The sequence below is a fragment of the Bradyrhizobium sp. cir1 genome (assembly GCF_014198245.1).
Lineage (GTDB): Bacteria > Pseudomonadota > Alphaproteobacteria > Rhizobiales > Xanthobacteraceae > Bradyrhizobium.
In genome coordinates this window covers 39547-51896 of record NZ_JACIHE010000012.1, presented here as the reverse complement: position 1 = coordinate 51896, position 12350 = coordinate 39547, and the positions used below count along the sequence as shown (strand labels likewise).

The following is a 12350-nucleotide window of genomic DNA, read 5'->3' as shown; positions in this document are numbered from 1 at the left end:
GATCGCACGATGAAACTCATTTGAGCATCTCCGGCACGAGCAAACGCGGCAGGAACAGCGACACGCTCGGCCAGACGATGACCGCCGCCAGCACGAGCAGCATCGGAACCAGCATGATCACGGTGTCCTTCAGCGCATAGCGCAGCCGCACGCCGGCGACCGCGCAGGCGATCATCAGACATAAGCCGTAAGGAGGCGTCACCAGCCCGAAAGCCAGCGACACGATCGATATGATCGCGAACTGGACCGGATGAAGGTCGACGGACTTCGCCAGCGGCTCCAGCACGGTGCCGACAATGATGATGGCCGGGATGGCGTCGAGGAAGCAGCCCACCACCAGAAAGCAGAAGCAGATGAAGAAGCCGGCCGCGACGGGGCCCATGCCCCATGCCGAGACGTTGGCCAGCAGCTCCTGCGGGATCCTGTAATAGGCCAGCAGCCAGCCAAATGCGCTTGCGGTGCCGACACAAAACAGCGCGACTCCGGCAAGGCGCCCGGTGTCGAGCAAGGCCTTGTACAATTCGCGAGGACCCGTCTCGCGGTAGAAGAACGCCGAGAGCGCCACGGAATAGAGCACCGCGACGCAGGCGGACTCGGTCGCGGTGAACCACCCGAGCAGAATGCCGCCGACGATGATGAACGGCGTCATCATGGCCGGTATCGACCGCCAGATGGCGCGTCGCATCTCGACCCAGGTCGCCTTCGGATAGGTCGGGTAGCCACGGCGCACCGCATAGATGTGCACCGTCGCCATCTGCGCGCCCGCGATCAGCAGACCCGGCACGATGCCGGCCAGATACATCGCCGCAATCGAGGTCGAGATCAGCCCGCCCCACACGATCATCAGGATCGACGGCGGGATGATGACCGCCAGAACCGCCGACACCGCCGTGATGGCGATGGAAAACGAGAGGTCGTAGCCCTCCTTGGTCTGCGCATCGATGAAGATCTTGGACTGGCTCGCCGCGTCGGCGGTCGACGAGCCCGAGATGCCGGCAAAGAACACCGACAGCACGACGTTGATCTGCGCCAGGGATCCCGGCCAGTGCCCGACCATCGAGCGCGACAACGCCACCAGGCGATCGGTGATGCCGCCGATGCTCATCAGGTTCGCCGTCAGCAGGAAGAACGGCACCGCCAGCAGAATGAATGAATTGTACGCATTGAAGGTCTCCTGCGCGAGCGTCATCAAAGACAGACGTGGCTCGATCAAAAGGATCGGCACGCAGGCAAGGCCGAGCGCAAAGGCGACCGGCACGCGCACGATGAGCAGGCCGATGAACACCCCGAACAGCACCATCGCAGCCTGTCCGGCAGAGAGCACATTGCCGCTCATCGCCGTGCCCCGAGCAGAACACGCATTTCAGCGACGATCTGTTCACCCGCAAAGACGATCCACGTCGCACCGGTCACGGGCCAGGCGACGTGAATCAGCCAAAGCGGCAGATCGGCCAGTTCCGAAGTTCTGTTCCAGGCGAAGCGGGTGAACTCCAGGCCGGCGAACACGAACACCAGTGCCAGCGCCAGCACCCCGAGCCGCGCGAGGATCCGCACCGCGGCCTCCGACCGCCGCGACAGGTCCGGCCACACATCGACCTCGAAATGCTGCGCTTCCCGCACACCGACCATGGCGCCGATCATGATGGTCCAGACGAACAGGAAGCGGGCCATTTCCTCCGTCCAGATGTAGGACGGGATGAAGGGCGTGTAGCGCGAGACGATCTGCAGCGTCACGGGGATGACGAGAATGCCGACACAGGCGGCGAGCAGGATTTCCAGCAATTTCGCATAGGCCGCCGTAACGCGACGCCACAGCGACGGTGTGGACGGGACGGGCATTTCAGACATTGGGACTCCGTGCGGCAGCTCATCCGCCACGGCCGGGCAAGAAGCGGGGCTTGCCCGGACGTGCCGTTGGCGAATGCAACGAGATCAGGCGACGTTGATCTTCTCGAAAATGCCCTCCGCGCCAATCTCCTTGGCGTAGGTGGCCATCACGGGATCGGCGAGCTTCTTCATGGCCTCCCGCTCCTCGAAGGGAACGCGCTTGAGCTTGCCGGCCTTCTCGAGCGTGTCGAGCTTGACGACCTCTTCGCTCGATTCGAGCTGACGGCCGTAGTCGCCGGCCTCCTTGCCGGCCTTCATGATCGCGTCCTGCAAATCTTTCGGTAACGTCTTCAGCGTCTTCACCGAGAAGCAGATCGGCCGGATCGATACGGCGTGCTGGGTGAGGCTGAGATGCGGGGCCACTTCGTAGAACTTCATCGCCTCGACGCCCGCCGCCTCGTTTTCGCCGGCCGATATCACGCCGTTCTGGATCGCATTGTAGATTTCGTTATAGGCGATCACCGTCGGGCTCATGCCGACGGCCGCAAAAGTCTTCGACCAGATCGGGGCGCCCTGCACGCGAACCTTGAGGCCCTTGAGATCGGCGAGGTTCCTGAGCGGCTTGTTGGCGAAGATGTTGCGGATGCCGCCGCCGGCATAGCCGATCAGAACGACCTCGGCTTTGGCCGCGACCTCGTCGGCGATCGGCGCCAGGATATTGGCCTCGACGACCTTGTTCATGTGCTCGATGCCCCTGAACACGAAGGGCGCATCGATGAACGGAGCCGCCTTGGCGAAGGTCGACATGTGGGCCGGCGAGACGATGCCGTAATCGACCGCCTTGCCCTGCGACATGTATTCGAAATACTGCTTCTCGAGGCCGAGCGAGGAGTTCTTGTGCAGCGTGAAATTGACGGGCTTGCCGTAATATTTCTTCACCAGCTCCTCGAACCGGATCAGTGCCCGGTTGAAGGCATGGTCGTCGTTGAACTGGACCGCGCCGTTCAGCGTGATCGGCGCCTGCGCCCTGAGGATCGACGGCATGCCGATCGTGGCCGCCGCAGTGGTTGCACCGATACCAGCGAGAAATGACCTTCGCTTCATCGTCTCCCCTCCCTTTGATGCTCCGGCCCTGTCGCCGGGCCGTGCGTGCAGCCGGTATGCGGCTTGCGAGAGGGAAGCGTATGAAAAACCCCGGCGGGACGGAAGTCATTTCGCGCGCGCTGGAGGTACTCTTCGTCGCAGGACTTGCTCCTGCACGACCTGTTGCACTGCAACTCGCGCTCCTCCCGGCGCGCGGTACGCCGCATGGACGGCCTCCCCGCTCCCGGCCGAAGCAAGACGCGCGGACCGGTGCGCTGCACGCAGAGATCCGCGCGTCTTCCTCGACTGGCCTAGTGCATGTGACCAATCAGATAGATGCCGCCACCGATCACAATGATCGCCGGAACGGCCCAGAGAATGAATACCGGCATCATATGCTCCTTAATTGGATGTGCAGACCTTGACGGTCTTCATGCCGCTCTCAGCCTCTGTGCGCGTCTTGTAGATCGTGCCCGACGGACTGACGACGGTCATGGAAGCGTCCACCGGCTTCTTGTCGACGACGGTGCACTTCTTGGTCTTGACGTCCTGGACCACGTAGAACTCGTCGGCCGCGAACGCCGGCAGGGAAAACGCAGCAACCATCAGTGTTGCAGTCGCCATCTTCAGCTTCATCTTGTCTCCTCCTCCAGTTGCCGGACTTCGGTCCGGCCGATCTGAAAACGGGAAAAAATGGCGATTTGTTCCTATGCGCGCAGGAACGTCGCGCGCGGCGAAAGGTTGTTGCGGCGCTTATGCTTGTGAGGAGGACAAGATGAAGAAGCTGTTCCTGTTATCCGCCGCGGCCGTTCTGATTTCGACCGGCGCATTCGCGCAATCCACCGTGACCACGACCGGAACCGGTCACGCCGCGGTGGTTCAGATCGAGCCGGAATATCGCACGAAAATCAAATCCTACGTCACCGAGCACCGGGTGCGACCGGTTGTGACGAAGGAGAAGATCATCGTCGGCGCAACGGTGCCGAGCGAGGTCGAGCTCGAAGCAGTTCCGGCCGATTGGGGCCCGTCCCTCACCAAATATCGCTACGTCTATTCCGGCGAACGCGTGATGCTGGTGGATCCGGGCACGCGGACCGTCGTTCAGGAAATCGATTGATCAGGACTGACGGGCGGCGGCTGCGAAGCGGCCGCCTGCCGGAGTTGACCGTATGAAACCGCATCGAGAGGCGCGGATCGTCGGGCTCAGTCTGGCGGCCGTCTACGCCATGTGTCTGCTACTGACCGCAATCAGCATGAGCTGAGGCGCAGGGCTCCGCGCACTGCGATGCAAAATCCAAGCGGACGGCGCCGCGCACGCGAAAATCGTGGCGCGATGCAAGTGCTGCTCGTATGGTTCTCGCTAAAATCATAATCCGGCGCCGCCGCGCCGGAACCGGGACGCCCGCGCTTGTCAAAGCTCACCCTGCCGGTCCGGCTCGCTCTCCTGGTCGCAGGAACGACGCTGCCGATGATCGTCTTCGCGGTCGGCATCGCCTTCTATCATTACAAGCAGGACCGCAGCGACGCGACGCGCCGCGTGCTGGAGAGCGTGCGCAGCATGCGCCTCGTGCTGGATTCCGAGGTGCAGCGCATGACCGGCAGCTTGCAGGTGCTGGCGCTGACGAACTCGCTGCGCAACGACGACTTCCAAACCTTTCGCCGCATCGCGCTCGGCTTCCTCGACCAGTACGGCAAGGGTGGCCTGATGCTGATCTCCGACCGCAAGGGCCGGCTGTTGTTCTCCACCGCGACGGAGGACACCGCGAGCCTGCCGCTGCGCGGCAATCTGGAGATCGTCGAGAAGGTGTTTGCGACCAGGTCGCCGCAATATTCCGACCTGTTCACCGGCGCAATCAACGGACGTCAGGTGCTGACCGTCGAAGTGCCGGTGTTCCGGAACGGCGAGGTGATCTACGACCTCAGCTTCAGCCCGCCGATCGGCATCTTCCAGGAGCTGATCGAGAAGCAGCGGCCCGACCAGAAGTGGACAGTGTCCCTGCTCGACACCACAGGCACGGTATTCGCCCGCGTGCCCAACCCAGCTGAGAACTTCGGCAAGCGCGCATCGCCCTCGCTCTATACGGAAATGTTTCGTGCGCCCGAGGCAACGCTATCGTCGATCTCGCTGGACGACGTCGCGCTCGCCTCCGCCTACACCCGATCTCAGCTCACCGGATGGACGGTGGCCGCTGGCGTCCCCGAAAGCTCATTGATCGCCCCGCTCTGGCGCAACATCGCGATCACCAGCCTGATCGGCGGCATCCTGCTGCTGATCGGCCTCACCTTCGCGGTGCGGATGGCAACCACGATCGCGCGCGGCGAGATGCTGCACAATCTCCTGATCGAGGAGCTCAACCACCGCGTCAAGAACACGCTGGCCTTGATGCAGGCGATCGCGGTGCAGACCTTTCGCAGCGCCAGCCGTGACGAGCGGGCCAAGTTCGAGGGACGGCTCGGCGCGCTCGCCGAGGCGCATAATCTGCTCAGCCAGGAGAAATGGGCGGGCTCGGAGCTGAGGGACGTGATCACCCGTGCGATTCAGCCGTTCCTGCTGAGCAATCCCGACCGCATCCGCATGGCCGGCCCCGCGGTGCCGCTGTCGCCGCGGTTTGCCGTGGTGCTGTCGATGATCGTGCACGAGATCGCCACCAACGCGGCGAAATACGGCGCGCTGTCGAACGAGACCGGCCGGGTAACACTCGACTGGGAGGTCATCGCCGAGGCGCCGAAGCCGCAGCTGCGCCTGATCTGGACCGAGATCGGCGGGCCGCCGGTGACCGCGCCGGTGCAGCGTGGCTTCGGCTCGCGCCTGATCGAGCGCAGCGCGCGCGACCAGCTCGGCGGCGAGGCAACCGTCGACTTCCTGCCGCGCGGCGTCGTCTGCACGGTGACGTGCACGCTGGACGAGGCGCGGTGAAGGGACCGAACGAATGGCAATGACGATTGCCAATGTCCGCGCGCACGTCCTCGCAGCAAGCCGCTGTTTCACCCACCATTTCAGCGGCATCTAGCCGCCTCTCGCACGATCTCCGTTCAATACCGCGACCGGTCGGCGCCCGACGTGCGTTTGCGAAAACGCGCGCCCGCCCGGAGCAGGATCGGACAAAGCACGCCCGCTTCAGGAAAGACGCTGTGCCGCCGCCTGCATACAACGCGCGCCGACCCGTACGAATACGGACACCTGATGCGTAGCCCGAGACGACCACGAGGATCCACACGATGACCGGGAGCACCGCACTCATGCGCAGTCCCTCGCACAAGGGCTTGCCACCCATACCTCGCGCACAGCCGGACGATAGTGCGACATCCGAGCGGCGTGCCGCCGATGCCGAGATGGCGCGGGTGCTCAGGACCGAGCCCGCTCGCATGGCACTGGACGCCTCCGGTGCCGGAATCGCCCACTGGAAACACGAGCCGTTGCACGACGTGGTCGAGCCGATGAGCCATCACGTGATCATGGCGTACAACGGCATGATGCAGCGCATGGAGCGGCGTTCGGGAAGATCGGTAGCGATCGGTACGTTTCGTCCTGGAGTCGTGATCATCATTCCGGAGGGATCGAGCTCGCGATGGGACATTCCGAAGCCGGTCGATGTGGTCCAGCTCTATCTTCCGGATGCAACACTGAAGCGCGTGGCCGGCGAAGCCGGGATCGCGAAGCCGGCCGAGCTGCTGGAGCGTACGGCGCACCCTGACCCGATCACGTCCAGGCTGATCTTGAGCGCGGCGGATTCGCTGGAGGGCAACGGAGCCCTCGATACGCTGTTCCGGCATCAGCTGACGGACCTCCTGGCCACGCGGCTGCTGGTCGCCCACACGGGCTCGCCCAGCACGTTCCAACCGACCATGGGCGGGCTGTCGCCGAAGGTGCTGCTCCGTGCGATCGAACGATTGCGCTCGGACAGCGATGCGGACGTCTCCCTCAATGCGCTGGCGTCCGATGCCGGGCTGTCGCGCTTCCACTTCTGCCGTGCGTTCAAGGAGAGCACCGGGCTTTCTCCGCATGCCTGGCTGCGCCAGCACCGACTCGAGCAGGCTATGAACATGCTGCGCGACAGCGACGCACCGGTCGTCTCGATCGCCGCGGCGCTTGGCTATTCGTCGCAGACGGCGTTCGCAGCAGCCTTCAGGAAGCTGACCGGCGAGACGCCAAGCGATTGGCGCAGGCGCGTGCGCTAGCAGCAATCTCTCGACAGCGACGGCAATCGCTCTGGCGCGGTCGAATACCTGGTTCGCTAAACATCGCATAGCACACACACCACGCGGACGGAGACGAACAATGGACTGGAAACGCCTTGTCATCGCACCGCGACGGAAAGCCATCGCAACGGCGCTCCTGTACGGGCTCTCACTGACCGTGCGGTTCACCTCGCCGACGGCCGAAGAAGCGCCGGCTCAAGCGGCGCAGAGCGCAAGTCCCCTGGCGTCAATCCTGATCAATCACGATTGGCCGAGGAAACCCGCAGTGCCGGTCGCCCTGCGCGGGTGGCCATTGAGCCCGAGAAGCTGCCAGGCCGCCTGTGGAAGCCCCGCGCTGCTATCGTCACTGCCAGGCTGCACGGCTCCGTAACGGGCAATCAGTCTCCGCTTCACCTCTTCGCGTCATCGCCGATCGCAGCAGGCACCGCCGACCTTGGGCAGCGGCGACGACGCACGTCTGTCCCGATCAACCCAATCCAGGAGTGAACCACATGCGACTGCTCATCATCGGCGCCGGCTTTGCCGGCATGTACGCCGCCCTCTCCTCCGCCCGCCTGCGCGACATCCAGGGTGTCTCGCCCGACGATCTCGAAATCGCGCTGATCGCGCCGGAGCCAACACTGGTGGTCCGCCCGCGGCTCTATGAGCCGAAGCCGGAGACCCTGACGGCGCCGTTGCTCGACGTCCTCAAGGCGATCGACGTCAACTACATCCAGGGCAGCGCGGAGACCGTCAACACCGAGGCGCGGACGGTGCAGATCGCGACGTCCAGGGACACACGCAAGACCCTGTCCTACGACCGCCTGGTGATCGCGACCGGCAGCCGCCTGTTCCGCCCCAACATTCCCGGCCTTGCCGAGCACGGCTTCAGCGTCGATTCGCTCGATGACGCCGTCGCACTGGACAAACATCTGCACGCTCTCGCCGACCGGCCGGCCGTCAACAGACGCGACACTATTGTCGTCGCCGGCGGCGGCTTCACCGGCATCGAGGCCGCAACCGAGCTGCCCGCCCGCCTGCGCAAGATCTTCGGCAAGGACTCGAAGACGCGCGTGATCATCGTCGAGCGTAACGGCGTGATCGCACCCGACATGGGCGAAGGTCCCCGCCCGCTCATCGAGGAAGCGCTGCGCAAGCTCGGCGTCGAGACCCGGCTCGGGGCCGGCGTCGCCTCGCTCGACAAATCCGGCGTGACGCTGTCGACCGGTGAGCACATCGAAACCGAGACAGTGGTCTGGGCCGCCGGCATCCGCGCCGCGCCGTTGACGGCGCAGATTCCCGCCGAGCGCGACAATTTCGGCCGGCTGCTGGTGGATCGCGATCTGCGCGTGCCCGGTGTCGCCGGCGTCTTCGCCACAGGCGATGCCGCCCGTGCCGCCTGCGACGACGAGGGCAATTACGCGCTGATGTCGTGCCAGCACGCCACGCGCATGGGCGCCTTTGCCGGCAACAACGCCGTCGCGGAGCTGCTGGGCGTTCCGGCCAGGCCCTATCACCAGAAAGCCTACGTCACCTGCCTCGATCTCGGCGAAGCCGGCGCGCTGTTCACGCGCGGCTGGGAGCGCAAGGTCGAGATGGTCGGCGACGTCGCCAGGAAGACGAAGCGGGAGATCAACACCGTCTGGATCTATCCGCCGAAGGCCGAGCGCGCGGCTGCGCTCGCCTCGGCCGATCCGGAGCGTGTGACCGACCTCTAGACGCGCGAAGCATAGCGGCCGCGCGTCCTGGCGGCGCGGCCACTCAACCAAGTCCAGCCAGAAGCCTTCCACGAAACAGGAGACGAACATGAACCTGCACAACACCTCATATCCCGCGGCATCGGGACGCGAAGAGCTCGTTCCGTCGCGCTATGCGCTCAAGGTCGGCGAGATCGACGTGCTGGTGGTCAGCGACGGCGTGCTTCCGCTGCCAACCACGATGCTGGCGCACAACGCGGCCCCGGCCGAGCGTGCGGCCTGGCTGCACGACATGTTCCTGCCGCAGGACGCCTTCGACTGGGCGCTGAATGCGGTCATGGTGCGGAGCGGCGGCAAGACCATCCTGATCGACGCCGGCCTCGGATCCGACCCGAATCTGCACCTGCCGCGGGCCGGGCAGTTGATCAAACGATTGGAAGCCGCCGGGATCAATCTGTCGTCCGTGACAGACCTCGTGCTGACCCACATGCACATGGACCACATCGGCGGCCTGCTCGTCGACGGCGTCAAGGAGCGGCTGCGCAAGGACCTGCGCATCCACGTCGCGGCCGCCGAGGTCAAGTTCTGGGAGGCGCCCGACTTCTCCCACACCAACATGCCGCAGGGATTCCCGGATGCGCTTCGGGCAACCGCCAAGCGGTTCGTGAAGGCGTACGGCAGTCAGCTGCGGACCTTCGATGACACGCAGGAGATTGCGCCCGGCGTCATCGCCCGGCGCACCGGCGGTCACACCCCCGGACACAGCGTGGTTCGCATCGCCTCCGGCGGTGACGCGTTGACCTTTGCCGGCGATGCCGTTTTTGCCGTCGGCTTCGAGCAGCCCGAATGGCACAACGGTTTCGAGCACGACCCCGAGGAGGCGGCGCGCGTTCGCGCCAGGCTTCTGCGGGAGCTTGCGGCGACCGGCGAGATGCTGGTCGCCACGCATTTGCCGTTCCCGTCCGTGGGCCGGGTGGCGGTCGATGGCGACGCCTATCGCTGGGTGCCGGTGTTCTGGGACTACTGAACGCTTGATGGGTTAGGCCGAATCAGGGCGCGTGCTCGTGACGTTGTGAGTGCGCACCCTGTTCAAATCATCAGTGAGACACTCGGCATCCGCGACAAATTCGAGAATCCGCTTCGGGTCCTCACCGTCCTGCCGGCGACAATTCCAAACGGCCCGGTATGGCCTCCGTCCATCGTCCCGGATATAGCGAGACATCCCAGTGAACGATGTACCTGGAGCATCGCAAGAATGGTCTCTGCAAGTCCCGAGCTTGTCATCTTCGATTCGGACGGGGTCCTGGTCGATAGCGAGATCATTGCACTGACCGTGCTGGTTCAAACGGCATCCGAGGAAGGCATATCGATCAGCGTCGAAGACGCCATACGTTCTTTCCGCGGGGTCAAGATGGCCGATTGCGTGCGCGAAATCGAGCACCGGCTAGGCCGCGGCGTCCGAGACACTTTCATCGACGACGTTCGGCGAGCAACCGCGCTGGCTTTTGATGCCGACCTGAAGCCCGTCGAAGGAATCCATGCGGCATTGGCCGAAATCGACGTTCCGGTTTGCGTGGCATCCAACGGCCCAATGTCGAAGCTCACGCATGCACTCGGATTGACGAAACTGCTGGGGCATTTCGAAGGACGCATCTTTAGCGCGTATGAGGTTGGTTCGTGGAAGCCGGACCCCGGCCTGTTTCTGCATGCCGCACAAACGTTGGGCGTTCACCCCTCACGTTGCGTCGTTGTTGAGGACTCGTTGTCCGGAGTTCGCGCGGCGAAGGCCGCAGGAATGAGAGTCCTCGGCTTTACCGGAGGGGATTCAGGAGCTGAGCGAGAGTTAGCGGAGGTCTGCGACGACCTCTTTCATCGAATGAGCGATCTTCCGGCTTTGCTACGCATGGAATGATCGCAGCACTCCCAGGCTCCACTCCCGGAAGCCGCCCGCCCTACCCGAATGTCTGCAGCGCCGGGAAGGTCTCGAGCAGCCAGATGCTCACATTCGAGACCGCGCCGGTGAGAAAGCCGACGCCTGTGATCACCATCAACACGCCCATGGCGCGCTCGACATTGACGAGATGGCCCTTCATGCGCGCGAACAGCGTGGAGAACTGCTCGATCATCAGCGCGGCGATCAGGAAGGGAATGCCGAGGCCGGCCGAATAGACCGCAAGCAGCCCCGCCCCCTTCGTCACCGTGGTCTCGGCCGCGGCGATCGAGAGGATCGCAGCCAGGATCGGGCCGATGCAGGGCGTCCAGCCGAAGGCGAAGGCAAGCCCCATGATGTAGGCGCCCCAGAGCCCGACGGGTTTTGGGATCGGCAGCCGTCCCTCGCGCATCAACAGGCCGATGCGCGTAAGGCCGAGGAAGTGCAGGCCCATGATGATGATGACGACGCCGGCAAGGATCGACAATTCGGCCGACCAGGCCCGGATCAATCCGCCGATCAGCGAGGCACTGGCGCCGAGCGCGACGAACACCGTGGAGAAACCGAGCACGAACAACAGTGCCGACATCATGATCGCGCGCTTGGAGGCCGCGGCCGGCTCGTCGCTCTCGACATGCTCGATCGTCGCGCCCGTGAGATAGATCAGGTAGGGCGGGACCAGCGGCAGGACGCAAGGGGAGAGGAAGCTGACGAGGCCGGCAATCAGCGCCGCCGGGATCGAAACATTTTGCATGATGCAGTCGGAGCCATCTCAGGCGCCGGCGCGGCACGCGGGAAATGCGCGCGGCCCGGAGCACCGGTTCTGGTGTAGCCGATGCCGGAGAATGCGCAACAGAGGCGCACAAAGCCAGGGCTCCTCCCGATGCCGTCTGTGATCACAGATGCGGCATCGGGACGCGCACAAACCTCGCCAAAAAGCGAGACTCGGCGGCGCGGCTACTTCACCACGCGGAGCAGCGGACGCCGGGGCTGGTCCTGCGTCTGCTTGGAAGAGGGCTGCGGTTCGCTTGCCGCGCTCCGCAGCATTTCGTCGCACAGCGCCTTGAGATCGGCACCGTCAATTCCTTTGAGTTTCATCCGCACGTCGAGGATGACAATCGACAGCAGCTCGGCCGACTCACGACTGTTCATCTCGTTGAGCGCCCTGCGGCACTCCTCAAGCGTTTCCAGCACCGACTGCAATTGTTCGTCTGAATGCGACACCGGGCGTTCTTTCCGTTAATTCGGCCTGCGAGACGTATTTGCGACGACCCCTTTGGCCCCCATCGAAGGCCAAGGATAACACGGGGCCGCTACGCCTCTGAACATGATTTCAAAGTGTTTTTGCGCTGAATCCGCGGTTCCGGCGAATATCGTCCCGCGGCACCGTTGGCCATCGCCAGGGACAGAACGCCCGTTGCGTTGTGATTGATCCACGCCGGGAGTTGCAAGCGCGGCTTGCGCAACGACGTTCATTGCGGACAGCGCCGACAATCCCGCAGCCATCTCAAGGCTCGCAACGGAACTCACGCGACACCCCTCAATTCAGGCGATCGTCTGCCCGATTCCCAGCCTATGACCGCACCATTATACCACCCGCGAGGTAGTAAGGATGCCGTTCAAAACTCGCAACC

The 12350-nt window shown here is 64.1% G+C and carries 12 protein-coding genes; 6 read left to right on the top strand and 6 right to left on the bottom strand.

Annotation, left to right across the window (positions count from 1 at the left end):
- Positions 1-16: 16 nt before the first annotated feature.
- From GGD63_RS23415 to GGD63_RS23400, 4 genes are all read right to left on the bottom strand, one after another.
- Positions 17-1336, bottom strand: coding sequence for a TRAP transporter large permease (locus GGD63_RS23415; protein WP_183245511.1), 1320 nt, complete (start codon positions 1334-1336; stop codon positions 17-19).
- A complete protein-coding gene (locus GGD63_RS23410; RefSeq protein ID WP_183245510.1) occupies positions 1333-1848 on the bottom strand; it encodes a TRAP transporter small permease in 516 nt (171 codons plus the stop codon). Before GGD63_RS23410 ends, GGD63_RS23415 begins: the two co-directional genes overlap by 4 nt.
- Positions 1849-1932: 84 nt before the next feature.
- Positions 1933-2931, bottom strand: coding sequence for a TRAP transporter substrate-binding protein (locus tag GGD63_RS23405; RefSeq protein WP_183245509.1), 999 nt, complete (start codon positions 2929-2931; stop codon positions 1933-1935).
- Between the two features lie 381 nt (positions 2932-3312).
- Positions 3313-3546: a hypothetical protein gene (locus GGD63_RS23400; protein ID WP_183245508.1), complete on the bottom strand. Its 234-nt coding sequence runs from the start codon at positions 3544-3546 to the stop codon at positions 3313-3315.
- Between the two features lie 139 nt (positions 3547-3685).
- Between GGD63_RS23400 and GGD63_RS23395 the strand changes: the two genes are divergently transcribed.
- The 6 genes from GGD63_RS23395 to GGD63_RS23370 all read left to right on the top strand — a co-directional run bounded on the left by GGD63_RS23395 (position 3686) and on the right by GGD63_RS23370 (position 10698).
- On the top strand, positions 3686-4027 hold the full coding sequence (locus GGD63_RS23395) for a DUF1236 domain-containing protein (protein ID WP_183245507.1): 342 nt from the start codon (positions 3686-3688) through the stop codon (positions 4025-4027).
- A gap of 291 nt (positions 4028-4318) precedes the next feature.
- Positions 4319-5827, top strand: a complete 1509-nt coding sequence (locus GGD63_RS23390) for a sensor histidine kinase (protein WP_183245506.1) — start codon at positions 4319-4321, stop codon at positions 5825-5827.
- Positions 5828-6129: 302 nt separating this feature from the next.
- Positions 6130-7089 carry an AraC family transcriptional regulator gene (locus GGD63_RS23385; RefSeq protein ID WP_246785620.1) on the top strand — a complete coding sequence of 320 codons (960 nt, stop codon included), beginning with the start codon at positions 6130-6132 and terminating at the stop codon, positions 7087-7089.
- Between the two features lie 512 nt (positions 7090-7601).
- Entirely contained in the window at positions 7602-8807 is a 1206-nt protein-coding gene (locus tag GGD63_RS23380) for an NAD(P)/FAD-dependent oxidoreductase (protein ID WP_183245505.1), read from the top strand.
- 88 nt (positions 8808-8895) lie between these two features.
- Positions 8896-9813 (top strand): MBL fold metallo-hydrolase, encoded by a 918-nt coding sequence (locus GGD63_RS23375; protein WP_183245504.1) that lies wholly within the window; start codon positions 8896-8898, stop codon positions 9811-9813.
- Between the two features lie 228 nt (positions 9814-10041).
- Positions 10042-10698, top strand: coding sequence for an HAD family hydrolase (locus tag GGD63_RS23370; RefSeq protein WP_183245503.1), 657 nt, complete (start codon positions 10042-10044; stop codon positions 10696-10698).
- 40 nt (positions 10699-10738) lie between these two features.
- Here the strand turns inward: GGD63_RS23370 and GGD63_RS23365 are convergent, their stop codons facing one another.
- Together GGD63_RS23365 and GGD63_RS23360 are read right to left on the bottom strand one after the other, a co-directional pair.
- Entirely contained in the window at positions 10739-11470 is a 732-nt protein-coding gene (locus GGD63_RS23365) for a cytochrome c biogenesis CcdA family protein (protein ID WP_183245502.1), read from the bottom strand.
- A 203-nt stretch (positions 11471-11673) separates the two neighbouring features.
- Positions 11674-11940, bottom strand: coding sequence for a hypothetical protein (locus tag GGD63_RS23360; protein WP_183245501.1), 267 nt, complete (start codon positions 11938-11940; stop codon positions 11674-11676).
- Positions 11941-12350 lie beyond the last annotated feature (410 nt).

What these genes read in the sequence shown, in the direction of transcription:
- GGD63_RS23415 (WP_183245511.1), bottom strand. Translation starts at nt 1,336, where the DNA reads ATGAGCGGCAATGTGCTCTCTGCCGGACAGGCTGCGATGGTGCTGTTC.
- GGD63_RS23410 (WP_183245510.1), bottom strand. Translation starts at nt 1,848, where the DNA reads ATGTCTGAAATGCCCGTCCCGTCCACACCGTCGCTGTGGCGTCGCGTT.
- GGD63_RS23405 (WP_183245509.1), bottom strand. Translation starts at nt 2,931, where the DNA reads ATGAAGCGAAGGTCATTTCTCGCTGGTATCGGTGCAACCACTGCGGCG.
- GGD63_RS23400 (WP_183245508.1), bottom strand. Translation starts at nt 3,546, where the DNA reads ATGAAGCTGAAGATGGCGACTGCAACACTGATGGTTGCTGCGTTTTCC.
- GGD63_RS23395 (WP_183245507.1), top strand. Translation starts at nt 3,686, where the DNA reads ATGAAGAAGCTGTTCCTGTTATCCGCCGCGGCCGTTCTGATTTCGACC.
- GGD63_RS23385 (WP_246785620.1), top strand. Translation starts at nt 6,130, where the DNA reads ATGACCGGGAGCACCGCACTCATGCGCAGTCCCTCGCACAAGGGCTTG.
- GGD63_RS23380 (WP_183245505.1), top strand. Translation starts at nt 7,602, where the DNA reads ATGCGACTGCTCATCATCGGCGCCGGCTTTGCCGGCATGTACGCCGCC.
- GGD63_RS23375 (WP_183245504.1), top strand. Translation starts at nt 8,896, where the DNA reads ATGAACCTGCACAACACCTCATATCCCGCGGCATCGGGACGCGAAGAG.
- GGD63_RS23370 (WP_183245503.1), top strand. Translation starts at nt 10,042, where the DNA reads ATGGTCTCTGCAAGTCCCGAGCTTGTCATCTTCGATTCGGACGGGGTC.
- GGD63_RS23365 (WP_183245502.1), bottom strand. Translation starts at nt 11,470, where the DNA reads ATGCAAAATGTTTCGATCCCGGCGGCGCTGATTGCCGGCCTCGTCAGC.